This window comes from Sulfitobacter sp. 1A13353, from assembly GCF_043557255.1.
Classification (GTDB): Bacteria; Pseudomonadota; Alphaproteobacteria; order Rhodobacterales; family Rhodobacteraceae; genus Sulfitobacter; species Sulfitobacter faviae.
In genome coordinates this window covers 625,480-644,112 of sequence record NZ_JBIFFS010000002.1, presented here as the reverse complement: position 1 = coordinate 644,112, position 18,633 = coordinate 625,480, and the positions used below count along the sequence as shown (strand labels likewise).

Here is an 18,633-nt window from a genome sequence, read left to right as displayed (position 1 = left end):
AAGGGGGCCGCGGTGCTCAGAACGTTGTCATTCATTTGCTTGGCTTTTGGCGCGACCGCCGCCATGGCGCAGGACTTTCCCGTCACCGTCGAACACGCCTTTGGCGAAACCACCATCGAAGAGCGCCCCGAGCGGGTGGCCTCGGTCGGTTGGGCCAATCACGAAGTGCCCTTGGCGCTTGGCATCGTGCCGGTCGGCTTCGCCCGCGCCTCATGGGGGGATGACGATGGCGACGGGCTGCTGCCTTGGGTGATTGAACGGCTGGACGCGCTGGACGCCGAGGTGCCGACGCTCTTTGACGAGGGCGATGGTATCGACTTCGAGGCCGTAGCCAGCACCCAGCCCGATGTGATCCTCGCCGCCTATTCCGGCCTGTCGCAGTCGGACTATGAAACGCTTAGCCGCATCGCCCCGGTCGTCGCCTATCCCGAAGCGGCATGGACAACGACATGGCGCGAGATGATCCGCCAGAACGCGGCGGGCCTTGGCATGGCCGAGGAGGGCGACGCGATGGTCGCCGAGATCGAAGAGCGGATCACCACCGCCCGCGCGGCGCATCCCGAGCTGGCGGGCAAGACCGGCATGTTCGTCACCCACCTTGACCCGCGCGACCTTAGCACCATCGGTTTCTACGCCGCCGCCGACCAGCGGGTGCAATTCCTGACCGACCTCGGCATGGCGACGCCCCAAGCGGTGCGCGAAGCGAGCGAGGCCGGGAAATACTCGGGCCGTGTCAGTGCAGAACGGATCGACCTGTTTGACGATGTAGACGTTGTGGTGACCTATGGCGATCAGGCGCGCTTGGATGAACTGGCCAAAAACCCGCTGATCGCGCGTTTCCCGGCAGTCGCCCGCGGCTCGGTCGTGCTTTTGGCGAATGACCCGATGGGCACTGCCGCGAACCCGACGCCCTTGTCGATCGACTATGTGCTCGACGACTACCTCGCGCGGCTGAGCGCCGCCGCCACGCGCGGCGAGTAATGCAGGTGCAGCGCCCCCAACGGCTGGCAGGCCTCGCGCTTTTGCTTGGCCTGCTGCTGCTGATGACCGGCCTGTCGCTGACCGTGGGCGCGCGCGCCGTGCCGTGGGGCGAGATCTGGGCGGGGATGACCGGCCGGATCGAGACCATCGGCGCCGCCGCAGTCGCGGTGCGGATGCCGCGCACGGCGCTGGCGATCTTGGCGGGCGCGGCGCTTGGACTTGCAGGCGCGGTGATGCAGGGCATCAGCCGCAACCCGCTGGCCGATCCGGGCATTCTGGGCGTTAACGCGGGGGCGGCACTTTTCGTCGTGGTGGGCATCGCTTGGTTCGACATCAGCGGCGCGCATAGTTTTCTGTGGCTCGGCATCGCTGGGGCCGGGGTCACGGCGGTTTTCGTCTATCTGATCGGCTCCGCCGGGCAGGGCGGGGCGACGCCGCTGAAGCTGACCCTTGCGGGCACCGCGACCTCCGTCGCGGTGTCGGCCTTCATCATCGCGGTGGTGCTGCCGCGCAATGACATCGCGGGTTCCGTGCAATCTTGGCAGGTCGGCGGCATCGGCGGCGCGAGTTTCGAGACCCTCTTGCCCGCCTTGCCCTTCGCGCTGGTGGGGCTGGCGCTGAGCCTCGCCTCGGCCCGGGTTCTCAACGCATTGGCCTTGGGCGAAGAATTGGCCACCGGCCTTGGCCAGAGCGTCGCCTTGGGCCGGGTCATGGCGGCGGCGGGGGCGGTGATCCTCTGCGGCACGGCGACCGCGCTTTGCGGGCCGATCGGCTTTGTCGGGCTGGTGGTGCCGCATCTGTGTCGGATGATCGCGGGTGTCGATTACCGGCTGGTGCTGCCGCTCTCGGCCTTGGCGGGGGCTTCCATGCTGGGGCTGTCGGACGTGCTGGGCCGTGTCATCGCCCGCCCGAATGAGTTGGACGTGGGCATCGTCACGGCCTTTGTCGGCGCGCCCTTCTTTATCTGGACGGTACGCAATCACAGGATGCGCGGGCTATGAGCGATGTGACCTTCAGCGCGCCGCGCAGTTTTCGCCAAGCCGCCGCGCGCCGCATTCAGGTGCTGGGCGCACTGGCCGCGCTTGTTTTGGGCCTGATGCTTCTGACGCTGAGTTGCGGGCGCGGCTGCCTGCCGCCGGGTGACGTCTGGGCCGCGCTGACGGGCGCACCGGGCGCGAACGCCTCATTCGTGGTGACCGACTTGCGCCTGCCGCGTGCGGTCATGGGGCTCTTGGCCGGGGCCAGCTTTGGCTTGGGCGGGGTGGCGTTTCAGATCATGCTGCGCAACCCGCTGGCCAGCCCCGATATCATCGGCATCAGCGCCAGCGCAGGTGCGGCGGCGGTCTTTGCCATCGTCATCCTGGCCCTCGACGGTTGGCTGGTGTCGCTCGTCGCGGTAGCGGCGGGGCTTGCGGTCGCGGCGATGATCTGGGCGCTGTCTTCGCGGCGCGGTGCCGCCGGGGCGCGGTTGATCCTGATCGGCATCGGCGTCTCTGCCATGCTCGACAGTGTGACGGCCTATGTCTTGCTCGAAGCGCCCGCATGGGACCGGGCCGAGGCGATGCGCTGGCTGACCGGCAGCCTCAACGGCATGCAACTCGTCCAAGCGCTGCCCGTGGCGGGCGCGCTGTTGGTCTTTGGCGGGCTCTTGGCCGTTACCGCCCGCGACCTGGAGGTGCTGCGCCTTGGCGATGACACCGCCGAAGCGCTTGGCGTGCGTGCTGACGCCACGCGGCTGCGCGTGACACTGGCCGCCGTTGGCCTTGTGGCCATCGCCACGGCAGCGACCGGGCCGATTGCCTTTGTCGCCTTCCTTTCCGGTCCCATCGCTGCGCGGCTTTTGCCGGGCACGACCGGGTTGCTGTTGGGGGCAGGGCTTGTGGGTGCTTTGCTGGTCATCGCGGGCGATTTCGTGGGGCAGTTCCTGCTGCCCGCCCGCTTGCCCGTGGGGGTCGTCACTGGCGCGGTCGGCGCGCCCTTCCTTTTGTATCTCATCGTTCGCGCCAATAGAAATGGGGGCACGCTATGACCCACGACCACCGTCTTGAAACGCGCGATCTGGGCGCGGGCTATGAAAAGCGCGTTATTCTTGAGAATGTCACTCTCGCCGTGCCGGCGGGCAAGATCACGGCCATCGTGGGGGGCAATGCCTCGGGCAAGTCGACGCTTTTGCGGACGCTGGCGCGGATTTTGCAGCCCAAGTCCGGCGCGGTTCTGCTGGATGGCGAAGCGGTGCACCAAATGAAGTCGCGCAAGCTGGCGCAGGTCATGGGGCTGCTGCCGCAATCGCCCATTGCGCCTGAGGGGATTGCCGTGGCCGATCTTGTCGGGCGTGGGCGGCATCCGCATCAGGGGCTGTTCTCGCGCTGGTCGGCAGAGGATGACCGCGCCGTGGCCCGCGCGCTGGCCGCGACAGGGACCGAGGAACTGGCCGAGCGTGATCTCGACACGCTGTCGGGCGGTCAACGCCAGCGTGTCTGGATCGCCATGGCCTTAGCACAAGAGACCGACCTGTTGCTGCTGGACGAGCCAACGACCTTTCTGGACGTGGCGCATCAGGTCGAGGTGCTGGACCTGCTGGTCGATCTCAACATGGCGCAGGGGACGACGATCGTCATGGTGCTGCATGATCTGAACCTCGCCGCGCGCTATGCCGATCACCTGATCGCCGTGGGCGATGGCGGCATCCGCGCCGAGGGGCCGCCCGCCGAGGTCCTGACCGAGGAATTGGTGAAAACCGTCTTTGGCCTGTCGTGCCGTATCGTCAACGATCCGGTCTCGCAGACCCCCTGCATGGTGCCAATTGGGCGTCACAAGATCGGGCCGCCACGCAAGAATGCCGCGGCCTGAAAATAACTGACTAATTCAGTCAGATTGACTCTGGTCTCCTGCGTATCATAGGGGTAAGGGAATCCCGACTGATTCACTAGGTTATTACGGAGACCGCCATGTCCTCTTCCAAACTCATCCCCCTGCAACTGGGGCGCGGCTCTCTCAAGACAGCGCTTTTGTGCTGTACGGCGCTGGTGCCGGGCACGCTTTACGCGCAAGAAGCCTACCAGTTGGATGACGTGATCCTCGAAGCCGAAGCGCAGACTTCGGGCGCGGCGGATGCCGAAACGGTTGTCGCCAGTGAGATCAGCAGCGGCGGCAAACTGTCGGGTGAGATCATCGACATCCCGGCCAGCGTCTCGGTCATCACCAGCCGTGAGATCGAAGCCCGCGGCGCGGATAGCGTGGAGCAGGTGTTGAACTACACCGCCGGTGCGAGCACCGACAGCTATGGCGCAGATGACCGGTTCGACTATTTCATCCTGCGCGGGTTCGAAGCCTATACCTACCGCGATGGGCTGACATTGGGCGCGAACTTCGGATCGGTCCGGGAAGAGCCTTTCGCCTATGAGCGCGTCGAAGTGATCCGCGGCGCGTCGTCGTCGACCTTCGGCCTCTCCGATCCCGGCGGCTCGGTCAACTATGTCAGCAAACGCCCCCGTGACGAACGTTTTGGCAGTGTCTACACCTCGGTCGACTCCTATGGCAGCTTGGAAACCGGTGTGGATTTCGGCGACAAGCTGGATGAGGAAGGCACGCTCAGCTACCGTTTCACCGGTCTGCTGCGCAATGGCGAGCTTGAGTACCCCTATTCCGAGAACGATGAACTCTTCGCGATGGGTGGCCTGACATGGCGGCCCTCCGATGAGTCCGAGCTGACCGTGATCGTCGACCACCTTGACCGCGATTCCGTGCCCGGCAGCAGCGGCTTCCCGGCGGGCGGCGATTTTGACCGCAGCGACGTGTTCTACGGCGAGCCCGACTATAACTACCGCGGCACCGAGCGGACGACCGTATCCGTTCTGGGCGCGCATGACTTTGGCAACGGGCTGAGCTTTGGCGGCACCCTGCGCTACAGCGACAGCGCCGATGACTTCGGCTATGCCTATGTGAGCGACTATACGCCGGATGACGACACCGTGGATCGCGCGTTCTTTGGCAGCGATGGCACGAGCGAGAGCATGATCTCCGACCTGCATCTGACCTATGAGGGTTTCTTTGGCGGGGCGGCCAGCACCACCACGGCGGGCGTTGAATTCTCTTGGGCCGACGAGTCTGACCAACGCTTCTATGGCGCGGCGCCTTCGGTTGACCGCGACAACCCGACCTATACGGGCCGTCCGACCAGCGTGCCGATGTTTGCCGATCTTGACACCGAGACGGAGGGCAAAGCGATCTACGCTCAGCAAGAGCTGAACTGGAACGAGCGTTTCATCGCCTCCTTCGGGCTGCGGCACGACTGGATCGACGTGACTGAGACCAACAACCTTGCCGGCACGGTTCAAACCAACGACATCAGCGAGACGACAGGCCGCGTGGGTCTGACCTATAAGATCAAACCCAACATCTCGGTCTTTGGGAACTACGCACAGTCGGTCGTGCCTGCAGGCTTTGGCGTCGAGCCGGAAGAGGGCGAGCAGTTCGAACTGGGCACCAAATGGCAGCCCATGGGGACCAACGCGCTGTTGACAGCCTCGGTCTATGACCTGTCGAAAAGCAACATCACCCGCACCAATCCGGCGACCAACCTGCCGGAAACCATTGGTGAGATCGGCGTGCGCGGCATTGATCTGGAAGCCAAGGCCGAGATGGGCGCCTATACCTTCACCGCCGCCTACAGCTATCTAGATGCCGAGATCAAAGAGAACGGCACCGCGGGCAACGTCGGCAACCGCCCCGGTCTGGTGCCTGAAAACGTCGCTTCGATCTGGGCCAGCCGGACTTGGGAAAACCTTGGCCGTGGTGATCTGACAGTCGGTTTGGGCGCGCGGTTCAACAGCGGCTACTACTACAGCGACAGCAACGCCACAGGCGAAACGGGCAGCTTTGTCGTGGTCGACGCCGCGGTCAGCTATGATCTGTCCGAGCAGACCACCCTGTCGGCCAATGTCACCAACCTGTTCGACGAAAAGCACACCTCCTTCGGCGGCTCTTACGCTGACTTCTACAGCCCCGGCCGTGAAGTCACCGTGAAGCTGGCCCATAGCTGGTGAGCCTAGAGCGCGGCACTCCCCTCGTGTGCCGCGCTTTCTTTTGACCGGGAGGAGCCACGGATGACCATCGCCAAAGCCAAGACCACCATCCCCATGGATGCCCCACAGGAGATGCTCTCGCAAATCCTGTCGCATCTTGTCGATGACCACGGCATGGCGTTTCGCGCCAAGGGGCCGACGGGTCATGTGTTTGAGCAAGATGGCTACCGGGTAGAGTTCGATCTTTGCCCGCGTGGGCTGGAGGTCAGCCTGCAAGCTCCCGGCGAAAACGCCATGCAATTCTCGAAAGAAGGCATGGTCCATCATGTGGCGGAGTTTGACCCCGCGCTGGCCGATCGCATCCGCTGGCAGGGAGTGGCGCAGGAGGCCGGAGAGACGCCGCAGAACTTCCGTTTGCTGGAGGTGCTGAACAGCGAAATCCTCTTCGAAGGGATGCAACGCGTCACTCTGCATTACCCGGATATTGCCGAACTTGCCCCGCAGGGCATCCACCTGCGCCTGATCCTGCCGCGCGATGCCAGCCGCACGCCGGTCTGGCCGGTGATGGGCGCCAATGGGGCGCCGGTTTGGCCTAAGGGTGCGGATGAGTTGCACGCCCGATATGTCACGCTCAAGAACATCCGCCCCGAGCGCGAAGAGGTCGATATCGACGTGGTTCGCCACGGCTCCGGCCTGATCTCACAATGGGCGCAGAACGCCCATGCCGGGCAACGGATCGGCGCAATGGGGCCGGTGGGCATCAGCGCCTTGCCGAAAGCCTCTTCCTATTTCCTCGCCGCCGATGGCACGGGGCTGCCCGCCGTGGCGCAGCTTTTGGCGCGTCTGCCCGAGGATGCTGTGGGCGATGTGGTGGCGGCGCTGCCGCGCGGGGTGTCTTATCGCGACTACCTGCCCAAGACCAAGCTGCGCGTCCATGCCCTGCCGCCCGCCACCTTCGAGGCCGAAGTGCTTGGCCATGCGCAGGCGCTGACGGATACCGGCTTGGGCTATGCCTTTTTCGCCGGGGAGTTCCAGAACGCGCAGCAATTGCGCGGGCATTTCAAAACCCAGCTCGGCATGGATAAAACCCGCCAGATTTGCACCGCCTACTGGCGGCGGGGCTAAGCGCGCCCTAGCGCCACGGCCCCGCGTCGCGGCGTCTGCCAGTTTTTGGGATGCGGCTGCTGCTGGTTGGGCGGGCGCTCTGTGTTCGCACTGGCGCGCCGTCAGGTGTCATCGCACGCAGGGCCGCGATGCGGTTCTCCGTCGCCGGGTGGGTGGCGAAAAGGTTGTCATGTTTATGCGCGTGTAGCGGGTTGATGATGAACATATGCGCCGTGGCCGGATTGCGCTCTGCCGCGTGATTGTCGATCCGCGCGGCCCCCATAGCGATCTTCTCGAGCGCGGAGGCGAGCCAGAGCGGATGGCCGCAGATCTCGGCCCCCGCCTTATCGGCGGCATATTCCCGCGTCCTGCTGATCGCCATCTGCACCAGCGCGGCGGCCATGGGGGCGAGGAACATCATCATCAACGTCCCGATCATCCCCATCCGCTCACGCGCGCCGCCGAAGAATAGCGCGAAATTTGCCAGCATCGAAATCGCACCGGCGAAAGTGGCCGTCACGGTCATGATCGCCGTGTCATGGTTGCGGATATGGGCCAGCTCATGCGCGATGACGCCCGCCAGTTCCTCGCGGCTGAGGCTTTGCATCAGCCCCTTGGTCACCGCCACGGCAGCATTGGCCGGGTTGCGCCCGGTGGCGAAGGCGTTGGGCTGGGGCGTGTCGATCAGATAGACCTTGGGCTCGGGGAGGCCCGCATTCCGCGCAAGCTCTGCCGTCATGGCGTAGAGCCCCGCGCGGTCCCCCGGCGAGACGGGCTGCGCATTGTGCATCTTGAGCACCATGCGGTCGGAGTTCCACCAGGTGAAGGCGTTCATCCCCGCCGCCACCACCAGCGCGATCAGCGCGCCGCCCGATCCGCCAATCAGATAGCCGACCCCCATGAAAAGCGCGGTCATCGCCGCCATCAGCATCGCTGTCTTCACATAGCCCATCTTGGTCTCTCGCGGTTGTCCTTTGCAAAGAGATATGGGGCAGCTTCCGCGTCGTGCAAGGTAGGCGGGGGAGGGGGCACGGTTCCCCCCGCCGGATGATATACTCGGATACGGGGGCCGAGAGGGCGTCACGCAGGCGACACCCCTCGACACACCGCCACTACTGGCCGGCCATCCCTGCCAGCATCGCCCCCATGGCAACGAGGTGAACCAGCGTGATCGCCCGGTCATTCCAAAGCAGCCCGACGATCAGCCAGCCCAGAACCCCCACCACGAAGAGGTAGAGGTTCCACGGCGTCCAGCCGAAACCTGTGGCGGCATAGCCGAGGATCTGGATCACCGACGCGATCCATTTGACCCAAAAGGCCAGCCGCTGCGGCGTGGCGAGCGCAAGCACTTCAGACGCCACGGGTAAGCCCGCCGTCGATGCGCCAGTTCTGCCCGGTGACATAGGCCCCGCCCTCGGAAGCGAGCCAGCCGATCAGCGACGACACCTCGGCCTCCGTGCCGTAGCGCCCCATCGGAATGCGCGCGCGCCGGTCTTCGGTCTCGGGCAGGCTGTCGATAAAGCCGGGCAGGACGTTGTTCATTCGGATGTTCTGGCCCGCATATTGATCGGCGTAGAGTTTGGTGAAACCCGCCAGCCCGGCGCGGAAGACGCCCGAGGTGGGAAAGAGCGGGTCCGGCTCGAAGGTGGCGAAGGTTGAGATATTGATGATCGCGCCGCCGCCCTGCGCCGCCATGATCGGCGTTACCAAACGGGTGGGGCGGATCACGTTCATCAGATAGACATCCATCCCATCGTGCCAATCTGCGTCGCTCATTTCCAGAATGTCGCCCTTCGGCCCATGCCCGGCGGAGTTCACCAGCACATCGACGCGGCCCCAACGGTCCATCGCGCCATCCAGCAGCTGCGCCAGCGCGTCTGGCGATTGGTTCGAGCCGGTGATGCCAAAGCCGCCCAGTTCGGTGCCGAGCGCCTCCCCCTTGCCGGAGGAAGACAGGACGCCGACCTTAAAGCCGTCTGCCGCCAGTTTGCGGGCCGCGCCCGCGCCCATGCCGCTGCCGCCTGCGGTGATAAGGGCTACTTTTTCTGCTGTCATCGGATATGCTCCATATACTAGGCAGCGATTGCGCTGCGGGGATATGCAGTGTCACTTAGGCGCTGTGATCTCGTGCAGCCAGCCAGATGCTTTGTCCTGTGACTGTAGGAAATCTATCGTGTCGAATGAGATGCCTCTGCCGCCCTTGAACGGGCTTCGTGCCTTTGCCGCCGCCGGGCGTCACCTGAATTTCCGGGCCGCGGCGGATGAGTTGGGCGTGACCCAAGGCGCGGTCGCCCAGCAGGTGCGCGGGCTGGAGGATCATCTGGGGCTGCGTCTGTTCCTGCGCGAGCCGCGGGGGCTGGCCTTTACCGACGAGGGGCGCGCCTATCATCTGTCGGTGTCGCGTGCTTTCGAGCAATTGGCGGAGGCGACGGATGCCCTGCGCCACGCACCCGCACGGGTGACGATCAGCGTCACGCCGACCTTCGCGTCGAAATGGCTGATCCCCCGGCTTTCGGATTTTACCCAAGCCCATCCCGGCATTGATCTGCGCATCACGGCGACAGAGCGGGTGGCGAGTTTTCATGCCGATGGGATCGAGCTTGCCGTGCGACAGGCGCGTCCGCCCTTTGGGGCGAGCCTGAGGGCGAACTTGCTTTTCGCGCAGGAGGTTGTGGCCGTATGCTCTCCGGCGCTGCTTGCGGGGGAGGGGCCGGTCGATGCCGCCACACTGGCGCGCATGACCCTGCTTCACGACACCCATGACCTCTGGCCGCGCTTTGCTGAAGAGGCTTTTGGCGGCAGCGTCAAACCGGCCCGTGCGCTGCGGTTCAATCAAACGACGCTGAGCCTTGATGCTGCTTTGGCGGGGCAGGGGGTGGCGCTGGCAAGCCGCTTTCTGGTGCAGCGCGATCTTGAGGCGGGGCGGCTGCTGCGCCCGGTGCCGCATGTGATGGAAGGCGGGCTGGATTTCTACCTGCTTTCGCCCCGGCAGGGGGTGTCGAGCGCGGCGATCATCGTGCGCGATTGGCTCTGTACGGTGGCCAAGGGCGAGGCGGGTTAATCCTGCGCGCGGGCTTTCAGCCGCAGGAAGCTATCCTCTCCAGCCAGAACGTAGCGCAGCAGCAAAAGCTCCACCTTGGCCGCATCGCGGGCGGTAAAGGCGCGCAGCATGTCGCGGTGCAACTCCACGAGGGTTTCATGCGCGACGGCGTCGCGCAGGGTGGCCATGCGAACGGCCTGAATTTGGGCCATGTAGCGCAGGATCGTGTCGCGCAACTCGATGTTGGGCACCGCCATGATCCAAGTGCGGCGGATGTCTTCGGAGGCGGCATAGAGGCTTTCGATATCGCCGGTTTCCAGCGTGCGCTCGGATTGCTCTACCGCGCGGGTCAGGGTGGCGATGTCCTCATCGGTCAGCTGGTTGGTGGCCAGCGCTGCGGCGCGCGGCTCCAGCAGGCGGCGCAACTCGAAAATCTCGCAAATCTGGCGCATCGACAGGTTGGGCAGGGTGAAGCCCCGCGTCGTGCTGTCGAGGTAGCCTTCATGCGACAGGCGCATCAGCGCATCGCGCACCGGCATTCGCGAGACGTTGAACTCTTCGGCGACGGCGGTGTCGACAAAGCGGTCGCCATGGCTGATCTCGCCCCGCTGAATGCGCCCGAGGAAGATGTCGTAAATCTGATCTTTCATGTGGCGCTTGGCTGAGCGGGGCATTCCGACCTCTTTGAAAAGTATGCGATTGTAGGCCGAGCATGCGCAAGAAATACGCTTATGGCTAGGTATAAGTTTGCATACTTGCAAAATTCAATTGAATTCGTATACGAAAACTGGCAGCCAATAGGGGGAAGCTTGCCGCGCTGCGCGGGGGTGTTCACAGGGAGCAAAACATGAATCTGAAAAATAATCTGATCGTTGGCCTCACCGTTGCGGCGCTGACGACATTGTCGGGCGTCTCTGCCATGGCGCAGGACGTGCTGAAAATCGGCTCTTACCCGGCGAACCCGCCATGGGAGTTCAAGAACGAAGCGGGCGTCTTCGAGGGGTTCGAGGTCGACATCATCAATGAGGTCGCGGCCCGGCTTGGCAAGACGACCGAAATCAGCGGTTACGACTTCCGCGCGCTTTTCGTGGCCACCGCCTCGGGCCGGGTCGATGCGGTGATCTCATCGCTCACCATCACCGATGAACGGCTTGAGGCGCAGTCTTTCACGCAGCCCTATTTCTCGGGCGCATTGGGGGTCGGCACCAAGACCGACGCCGGGATTGCCGATCTCGACGGGCTGGAGGGCAAGCGCATCGGTTCCATCGCCACCTCTTTCCCGGAGAACTGGTTGAAAGAACGGGAGGGTGAGCTCGGCTATAAATCCTATTCCAGCTATGACACCACCGCCAATATGCTGACCGATCTGCGCAGTGGCCGGATCGATGCCGCGGTGAATGATATCGTCAGCCTGCGCTACGCCTTTGCCCAGCCGACGATGCAGGGCTTGCAGGTCTCGGTCGAGATTCCGACGGGCGATAAATTCGCGATCATGATGCCCAAGGGCTCTGAGCATCTGGAGGCGGTCAACGGTGCGATATCTTCGATGAAAGAGGATGGCACCATGGCGGCGCTCTATGAGAAATGGCTCGGCGTGGCCCCTGCCGAGGGCAGCCTTGCGGTGACCCCGCTGCCGGTGCCCACCTCGGCGGACTGATACCTTTGGGCCGCGGGCGGGGCGCTGCTCCGCCTGCGGCCTAAGGCTTGCCCCCTGCGATCAAACTGACGGACTGCGCAATGGAAATCATCGACATCTTCTTCAATCTCGACGTGATGCGCCGCGCTTTCCCGATCTTGATGCGCGGGCTGCTCAACACCATCCTGCTGGGCGCTTCGGCGATTTTCTTTGGCGGCATCCTTGGCGTGCTGGTCTGTCTGGTGCGGCTCTATGCGGCCAAGCCGTTCCGGCTGCTGGCGGTTCTGTATACGGATATCTTCCGCGCCATTCCGGTGCTGGTGGTGCTGATCCTCGTCTACTACGCGCTGCCCTTCGCGGGCATCGTCTTTTCCTCATTCGTGGGGGCGACCATTGCGCTGGCGCTGGTGCTGGCGGCCTATACGGCAGAGGTCGTGCGCGCCGGGATCGAAGCCGTGCCGCGCGGCCAGTTTGAGGCCTGCGATGCGCTTGGCCTGTCTTTCTTTACCACCATGCGCAAGGTGATCCTGCCGCAGGCGTTTCGGATGATGATCCCGCCGCTTGCCTCCTATGCGGTGGCGATCATGAAAGACACTTCGCTGGCCTCGGTCGTGGCGATGGATGATTTGCTGAAACAGGCCACCGACGCGCAGGCGCTTTTCGCCAATCCGACGCCGCTGCTGCTGGCCGCGCTGATCTACATCGCGATCCTTTGGCCGATGGTCCGTTTCACCGGCTGGCTAGAGCAGCATTACAAGCGCGGCTACCGCTGAGCCGAAGCGGCCCCGTCCCCCACAAAATTACCGTCCCGCGCGCCTGCGCGGCCAACACCCTACGGAGATTACAATGTCCACAGAAACAGGAACGGGCGACGCCTATCTCCTTTATCACTCCATCGGCCAATACCCCGGCAAACATGCGGATATGCTGGCCGGGCTCACCGATTTCACCGATGCATGGGCCGCGCCCAACGGCGACCAATGGGCTGATGTCCTGCCCAAACGCCAGCAGTTCATTGACCTCTGGGCCGAGTTGATCGGCGCGCCGAAGGGCACCGTCACCACGACAGAGAGCGTCACCACCGGGCTGATGGCCGTCATCGGTGCGCTGCCCGAAGGCACCCTGCGCGGCAAGAAGGTTTTGGTGGCCGAGGATGGTTTCCCCTCTCTGCACTTCCTGCTCACCGGCCTGTCGAAGCGTTTTGGTTTCACGTTGAACACTGTGCCGATCCGGCAAGGGGGGCACTGGGTCGAGGCCGAAGACATCATCACCCATTGGGATGAGGAGGTGGCGCTGGCCCTGCTGACTTGGGTAAGCTCGACGACCTCGCACCGGTTGGACATCCCGCAATTGGTGGCGCATGGCCGCAAGATGGGGTCGCTCATCGGGGTGGATATGACGCAGGCCGTGGGGCTGCTGCCCTATGACGTGACCGCGCCGCGCGTCGATTTTGCCCTGTCGACCAGCCTCAAATGGATGTGCGGCACGCCGGGCGCGGGGATCGTCTATATGGATGCCGATCTGATCCCGCAGTGCCAGCCCGAGATGCGCGGCTGGTTCTCGCAAGGCAATCCGTTCTCATGGGATCTCGACGCTTTCGAATTCGCGCCCGACATTCGGCGGCTCGACAGTGGCACGCCCTCGACCGTTCCTGCGGTGGCCAGCCTGCCGGCGATGAAATGGCGCATGGGGCAGAACACCGAAGTCTTGGCGGCGCATAACCGCAAGCTGACCGCGCAGCTACAGGCGGGGCTTGAGGGGATGGGCCTGACCCTTGCCAGCCCGGCGGACCCGGACCAGCGGGGCGGCAGTCTCATGGTCGTTCTGCCCGATCACATTGATGCGGCGGATGTGGTGGCACAGTTGGCCGCGTTGGAGATTTACGTCGACAACCGCAGCCAGACCCTGCGCATGTCGCCGGGGGTGCTGACCACCGCCGCCGGGATCGACCGCACCCTGCACGCGCTTCGGGCTTTTCTGACCTGACGCCCGCCGGGGCCGCGATGCGCCGTCAGGAGGCGGCCATCGCATCCGGCCGCCCTTCGAGCGGCGGGAAGTCTACGAAAAAGGTCGTGCCTTCGCCCTCGGCGGTTTCAAAGCGGATTTCCCCAAGGTGCTGGTCGACAATGGCTTTGACGATGCTCATTCCCAGCCCGTGCCCCTCTTTGACCCGGTAGCTGGAGCCGCGGGAAAACCGTTCGAAAAGAACCGGTTGCAGATCCAAAGGCAGACCGCTGCCGTGGTCTTTGACCCAGAACCCGGTGCCATCTTCCGAAAGGCCAAGCTGAACCGTGCCGCCTTCGTCCGAGGCTTTGATCGCGTTGGACAACAGGTTTGACAACAGCCGCGTGAGCCGCCCTTCGTGCAGCCGCAACAGCGGTGCGGGGGCCTCGGAGGGGGTCATTTCCAAGCCGACGCCGCGCTCTTTCGCGTAGGAGACCAAGGTCTCTGAGGCTTGGGCCAAGAGCGGTGCCAAGGCGCGTTCGGAGAACCCCGATTGATCCGGTCTGCGCAGGGTTTCGACATCCAGAATATCCCCCACCATCTGATCGATCGCCCGCGCGTTGCGCATCGCAAGCTGCAACAATTTGCGCTTTTGCGGCGGCAGATCGTCCGGGTTCAACTCAAGCAAGCGCAGCGCCCCGGTCAGCGCGGTCAGCGGGGTTTTCATCTCGTGGCTGACGGTGGCGATAAGCTGGTCCTTGGCGCGTTCAAACTCGCGTTGCTCACTGACGTCGCGCACCACGCCAAGATAGCCCAGATGCTCACCGCGGTCAGTCTCGACCTTGGCGGTGGCGACTTGCCCCTCGAAAGTAGAGCCATCGGCGCGGCGGCAGGCGACGGTAAAGCCGCTTTCCTTGCTGGCCGTGCCAGCGTTCGAAAGCTCTTCGCCCATTCGTTCGTAGCTGCCGAGGGTCTCGTAAAGAACCGCCGTCTGCCGCCCCAAAAGCGCGTCGGGGGTGTAGCCGAACAGTGTTTCAACCGCCGGGTTCACCATGGCCACGCGGCGGTTGGGATCGGCCATGATGATGGCCTCGGGCACGGCATCGACCATCGCCTTGAGCAGCCCGCGCTGCTCGCGCAACGCGCGGCGCTCGGATTGCCGCGAGAGCTCGCTGCTCAGCCAGCGGGCGAGGAATTGAACGAATTGGGTCTGCGCCTTGCTGAACGGGGCGGGGCGCGGGGCGGTGCCGGAAAAGTTCAACGTCCCAAAGAGCGCATCGCCGATTTTCAGCGGTGCCCCAATGTAGCTTTCCAGCCCAAAGTTCTCATAGCAGGGATGGGCCGAAATCTCTTGCTGGCCCGCGTGGTGAAAAGAGGTCACATCGTCGTTGCCCAGCGTATGCAGGCAATAGGTGCCATTGATGTCGAAGGTGCTGCCGGGGGCGGGTGCCCAATCGGGCCCATGGACATAGACGCATTCATAGACCGGGTGATCCACGCGGGAGACGATGCCAAGTTCGAGGTCAAGCGCCTCTGTGCCCAGTTGTAAAAGCTTGGCGATCTTGTCTTCGACAGAGAGGTCAGGTTCGACAGCAAGCATATAGAGTTGCCGCAGCGGATCGTCGAAATCCGCCAGAGCGTTGTAAAAGTCGTTCATATTTGCCTCTGTCGTGGTCTTTGCATCTGTCTTGGCGCGTGGGCAGATGTTCACCCAAGGTATCCCCCTCGGGCGCCGCTGCCAATGCCGCAACGGCTAAATTGGGGCAAGAACAAGACTTTTCACCCCGGTAAGCAGACGGATGCCGATTGGCAGAGACGGCGTGCGCCCCTTTGCAAAGCGGTGGCCATCGCCAACCCAGCAGCTATGGTACGGCCAACGAGGGTTGCGAAGAGGGGAGATTTCACCATGCGATTGATGCGATACGGGGCGCGGGACGGTGCGAAAACGCCGGTGGTGCTGGATGCGGCAGGGCAGGCGCGGGATGTCAGCGCCCTTGTGCCGGACTTCACGCCCGAGACGATCCCGACGCTGCGGGAGGTGTTTGAGGGCGTCGATCTGGAAGGGCTGCCACTGGCCCAGACCCAAGGCCAGCGCATCGCCGCGCCGGTCAGCCAACCGCGCAACATCTGGGGCGTCGGGTTGAACTATTCCGACCATGCGGCCGAGTCGGGCATGGAGGTGCCGCGCGAGCCGATCCTGTTCAACAAGGCCAGCCGCACCTATTGCGGGCCGAACGATCCGCTTCTCTATTCTAAAGAGATGAGCAAGCTTGATTGGGAGGTCGAGTTGGGCGTGGTGATCGGGCGTACCACCTTGAACGTCAGCCGCGATCGGGCGCTGGATCATGTGCTGGGCTATTGCGTCGTCAACGACGTGTCCGAGCGCGCGTGGCAGGCCGAGCGGGGCGGGCAATGGGTCAAGGGCAAGAGCTTTCCCAACTTTTGCCCGACAGGGCCAGTGCTCGTGACGGGGGATGAGTTGGGCGATCCGGGCAAGCTGTCGCTTTGGGCCGAGATCAATGGCGAGCGGCTGCAAGATGGTTCTACCGAAAAGATGATCTTCGATGTGGCGACGATTATCTCCTACATGTCCGAATTCATCCAGTTGGAGCCGGGCGATCTGATCTGCACGGGCACCCCGCCGGGCGTGGGCATGGGGCTGAAACCGCAACGCTATCTCAGCCCCGGCGACCGGGTTCGGCTAGGTGTGCAAGGGCTGGGCGAGCAGGAGCAAGTGGTGGAGCACCTGCCTGCGCGGTGAGGCATGGTGTTGAAGAGCCGAGGTGCGGCGCTCAGGCCACCTCGGCCTCCCGCGCTTCGGCGGCGGCGAGGGCAATGGCAGGGCGCAGGGGCAGGGTCAGCAAAAAGCTACTGCCCTTGCCCATGATGCTGGTGGCGACAAGGCTGCCGCCATGGGCGGTGGCGATGTCGCGCGAAATGGCAAGGCCCAGCCCGGTGCCGCCAAAGCGGCGGGTGGCGGTGGAATCGACCTGATGGAAGGGTTCGAAAACGCGCTCCAGCTCATCTTCGGGGATGCCGATGCCGGAATCGGTCACGCGGAATTCCACCACCTCCCCCCGAATGCGGCAGGTCAGCGAAATGGTCCCTTCGTCGGAGAATTTCGTCGCATTGCTCAGCAGGTTGATCAACACTTGCTGAATGCGTTTGCCATCCGCCAGCATCACGCCGCTGGCCGATTTCACCTTTAACTCCAGCCCTTTGTCTTCGACCATCGGGCGCAGCTGATCTGCGGTCGGGGTGACGATATCGTCGATCTGCACCGGCTCCATCGCAATGGACAGGCTGCCCGCGTCGATCTTGGCAAAGTCGAGCACCTCGTTGATCAGGGTCAGCAGGTGATTGCCCGACCGCTCGACCGTTTGCATGATGTCGCCCAGTTTGGACATGGTCGCCGACAGCTTGGGAGAGAGCGTTTCGCGGGTCTGGGGATCAGCCTCGATGGCGGTGCATAGGTCACGCGCCGCCGGGGTCCGGTCAAAATGCCGCGCAAGGCGGACATGGCCCAGAATGACGGTCAGCGGCGTGCGCAACTCATGGCTCAGCACGCCCATGAAATCGGTCTTGGCCTTGTTCGCGTCCTCGGCGGTCAAAAGCGCCTTTTTCAGATCGGTCACGTCGATCCGCAGACCCACGACGCTGCCATCTTTCATCCGCCGGTCCGAGGTGCGGATGATGCGGCCATCGGGCATGCGCTGCTCGGTCTCGAAGGCGCCGTTCTCCCGCTTTTCCAGCCAGATGCGGATCCATTCCTCTTCCTTGCCGATGGCATCGGGGACCATGCCGCGGCGAATGCTGTCCCGCACGATCTGTTCATAGGTCGAGCCGGGCTTCACCACGTCGCTATAGCCATGAATCTCGCGGTATTTTTCGTTGCAAAGCACCAAGGTACCCTTGGCGTCATACATAACGAAACCGTGGTCCAAGGCTTCGACACCGGTGCGCAGCCGTTCTTCGGCAAGTTTGCGGTTGTCGGCCAGACGCATGATGTACCACGCGAAAATCGTAACGCCGAGCGCGCCTTGCAGACGCAAGAGCCAGTTCAGCCAGAAGTCCGGGCGGTGCTCTGGCCAGCCACCTTTGACCGTGGCGGCCAGTTGCCACGTGCCAAAGGCAAAGCTGAAGTCGAGCTTGATCGGGTCGACCAAGGTCATTTCTGGGTCGCCGATGATGGTCTGTTCGACCTCTCCCTCTGGCGTCAACTCGCGGATGGCCAGATCGTATTTCTCGGTCAGTTCGGGGATTTGTAACCGGGTGACGAGGGCATCGTAATCCACCACCATCGAAAGGATGCCCCAAGGCGTGTCCGGCGCGGCATTGGTGCCGGTTGAATCAAAGATCGGATGTCGCAGGATCAACCCGCGCCCGCCCTGTACCAGATCGACCGGGCCGGTCACCAGCCCCTCGCCGCTTTGCAAAGCCTGTTCGACTTTCGGCAATTGTGCCGCGTTCTGGCGATAGTCCAGCCCCAGCACGCCGCGATTGGCCTCATAGGGGTGGACGATGGTAACAACGAGGTCCGGGGCCACGGCGAGGTTGATGACATCTGGGTTCTCGGCCATGAACTCTGCCGCGCGGGCGCTGAATTCGGATTGGGTGATCGTCGGGTTCTCGCTGATGACGGTGGCCAATTCGCGGAGTTTCAGGATCTGCTCGAAGATATCCGCGCGGATCCGTTCGCGGACTTCGATCAGCTCCAAGGTGGTGTCGAGCTCCAGATCCTGCATGTAGGTCTGGTAGGACAGCGTCTCGATCCGATGGCCAAAGCCAAGGACAACGGCGCAGAGCGCGACCAGCACGACAATCCGTTTCGCACGCTGAGACAGCGCATTTCTGATCTTTTCCATGCCGGCTTTGCCCAAAGTGGTCCCTGTCCTCCACGCTCC

The 18,633-nt window shown here is 63.7% G+C and carries 17 protein-coding genes; 11 read left to right on the top strand and 6 right to left on the bottom strand.

The features are described from left to right. Positions 1-63: 63 nt before the first annotated feature. The 6 genes from ACGYLO_RS06910 (at position 64) to ACGYLO_RS06885 (ending at position 7,130) form a co-directional block, all read left to right on the top strand. Positions 64-981: an iron-siderophore ABC transporter substrate-binding protein gene (locus ACGYLO_RS06910; RefSeq protein ID WP_271689998.1), complete on the top strand. Its 918-nt coding sequence runs from the start codon at positions 64-66 to the stop codon at positions 979-981. After that, on the top strand, positions 981-1,982 hold the full coding sequence (locus ACGYLO_RS06905; RefSeq protein ID WP_276154275.1) for an iron ABC transporter permease: 1,002 nt from the start codon (positions 981-983) through the stop codon (positions 1,980-1,982). Before ACGYLO_RS06910 ends, ACGYLO_RS06905 begins: the two co-directional genes overlap by 1 nt. Continuing rightward, entirely contained in the window at positions 1,979-3,010 is a 1,032-nt protein-coding gene (locus ACGYLO_RS06900) for an iron chelate uptake ABC transporter family permease subunit (RefSeq protein WP_271688262.1), read from the top strand. The genes ACGYLO_RS06905 and ACGYLO_RS06900 overlap by 4 nt, the downstream gene beginning before the upstream one ends. Then, the gene (locus ACGYLO_RS06895; protein ID WP_271688261.1) at positions 3,007-3,831 is read left to right on the top strand and encodes an ABC transporter ATP-binding protein; all 825 of its coding nucleotides are present in this window, start codon (positions 3,007-3,009) and stop codon (positions 3,829-3,831) included. Before ACGYLO_RS06900 ends, ACGYLO_RS06895 begins: the two co-directional genes overlap by 4 nt. A 98-nt stretch (positions 3,832-3,929) precedes the next feature. Further along, entirely contained in the window at positions 3,930-6,026 is a 2,097-nt protein-coding gene (locus ACGYLO_RS06890; protein ID WP_271688260.1) for a TonB-dependent siderophore receptor, read from the top strand. 60 nt (positions 6,027-6,086) lie between these two features. After that, positions 6,087-7,130 carry a siderophore-interacting protein gene (locus tag ACGYLO_RS06885; RefSeq protein WP_271688259.1) on the top strand — a complete coding sequence of 348 codons (1,044 nt, stop codon included), beginning with the start codon at positions 6,087-6,089 and terminating at the stop codon, positions 7,128-7,130. A 7-nt stretch (positions 7,131-7,137) separates the two neighbouring features. On the opposite strand, the gene htpX is transcribed toward ACGYLO_RS06885, so the two are convergent. From htpX to ACGYLO_RS06870, 3 genes are all read right to left on the bottom strand, one after another. Beyond that, positions 7,138-8,061: a zinc metalloprotease HtpX gene (gene htpX / locus ACGYLO_RS06880; RefSeq protein ID WP_271688258.1), complete on the bottom strand. Its 924-nt coding sequence runs from the start codon at positions 8,059-8,061 to the stop codon at positions 7,138-7,140. Positions 8,062-8,221: 160 nt separating this feature from the next. Continuing rightward, the gene (locus ACGYLO_RS06875; RefSeq protein ID WP_271688257.1) at positions 8,222-8,470 is read right to left on the bottom strand and encodes a DUF6552 family protein; all 249 of its coding nucleotides are present in this window, start codon (positions 8,468-8,470) and stop codon (positions 8,222-8,224) included. Next, the gene (locus tag ACGYLO_RS06870) at positions 8,460-9,164 is read right to left on the bottom strand and encodes an SDR family oxidoreductase (protein ID WP_271688256.1); all 705 of its coding nucleotides are present in this window, start codon (positions 9,162-9,164) and stop codon (positions 8,460-8,462) included. The genes ACGYLO_RS06875 and ACGYLO_RS06870 overlap by 11 nt, the downstream gene beginning before the upstream one ends. A 130-nt stretch (positions 9,165-9,294) precedes the next feature. Between ACGYLO_RS06870 and ACGYLO_RS06865 the strand changes: the two genes are divergently transcribed. Then, a complete protein-coding gene (locus ACGYLO_RS06865; protein WP_271689996.1) occupies positions 9,295-10,170 on the top strand; it encodes a LysR substrate-binding domain-containing protein in 876 nt (291 codons plus the stop codon). On the opposite strand, the gene ACGYLO_RS06860 is transcribed toward ACGYLO_RS06865, so the two are convergent. Beyond that, positions 10,167-10,823, bottom strand: coding sequence for a GntR family transcriptional regulator (locus ACGYLO_RS06860; RefSeq protein WP_271688255.1), 657 nt, complete (start codon positions 10,821-10,823; stop codon positions 10,167-10,169). The genes ACGYLO_RS06865 and ACGYLO_RS06860 overlap by 4 nt on opposite strands. 173 nt (positions 10,824-10,996) lie before the next feature. Between ACGYLO_RS06860 and ACGYLO_RS06855 the strand changes: the two genes are divergently transcribed. The 3 genes from ACGYLO_RS06855 (at position 10,997) to ACGYLO_RS06845 (ending at position 13,771) form a co-directional block, all read left to right on the top strand. After that, on the top strand, positions 10,997-11,806 hold the full coding sequence (locus tag ACGYLO_RS06855) for an ABC transporter substrate-binding protein (protein ID WP_271688254.1): 810 nt from the start codon (positions 10,997-10,999) through the stop codon (positions 11,804-11,806). 80 nt (positions 11,807-11,886) lie between these two features. Next, positions 11,887-12,558 (top strand): amino acid ABC transporter permease, encoded by a 672-nt coding sequence (locus ACGYLO_RS06850; protein ID WP_067265504.1) that lies wholly within the window; start codon positions 11,887-11,889, stop codon positions 12,556-12,558. A 73-nt stretch (positions 12,559-12,631) separates the two neighbouring features. Beyond that, positions 12,632-13,771 (top strand): aminotransferase class V-fold PLP-dependent enzyme, encoded by a 1,140-nt coding sequence (locus ACGYLO_RS06845; protein ID WP_271688252.1) that lies wholly within the window; start codon positions 12,632-12,634, stop codon positions 13,769-13,771. A gap of 25 nt (positions 13,772-13,796) precedes the next feature. Here ACGYLO_RS06845 and ACGYLO_RS06840 read toward each other — a convergent pair whose 3' ends face one another. Next, on the bottom strand, positions 13,797-15,386 hold the full coding sequence (locus ACGYLO_RS06840) for an ATP-binding protein (RefSeq protein ID WP_271688251.1): 1,590 nt from the start codon (positions 15,384-15,386) through the stop codon (positions 13,797-13,799). 249 nt (positions 15,387-15,635) lie between these two features. Between ACGYLO_RS06840 and ACGYLO_RS06835 the strand changes: the two genes are divergently transcribed. After that, entirely contained in the window at positions 15,636-16,490 is an 855-nt protein-coding gene (locus ACGYLO_RS06835) for a fumarylacetoacetate hydrolase family protein (RefSeq protein WP_271688250.1), read from the top strand. A 31-nt stretch (positions 16,491-16,521) separates the two neighbouring features. Here the strand turns inward: ACGYLO_RS06835 and ACGYLO_RS06830 are convergent, their stop codons facing one another. After that, entirely contained in the window at positions 16,522-18,594 is a 2,073-nt protein-coding gene (locus tag ACGYLO_RS06830) for an ATP-binding protein (RefSeq protein ID WP_271688249.1), read from the bottom strand. Positions 18,595-18,633: the final 39 nt, after the last annotated feature.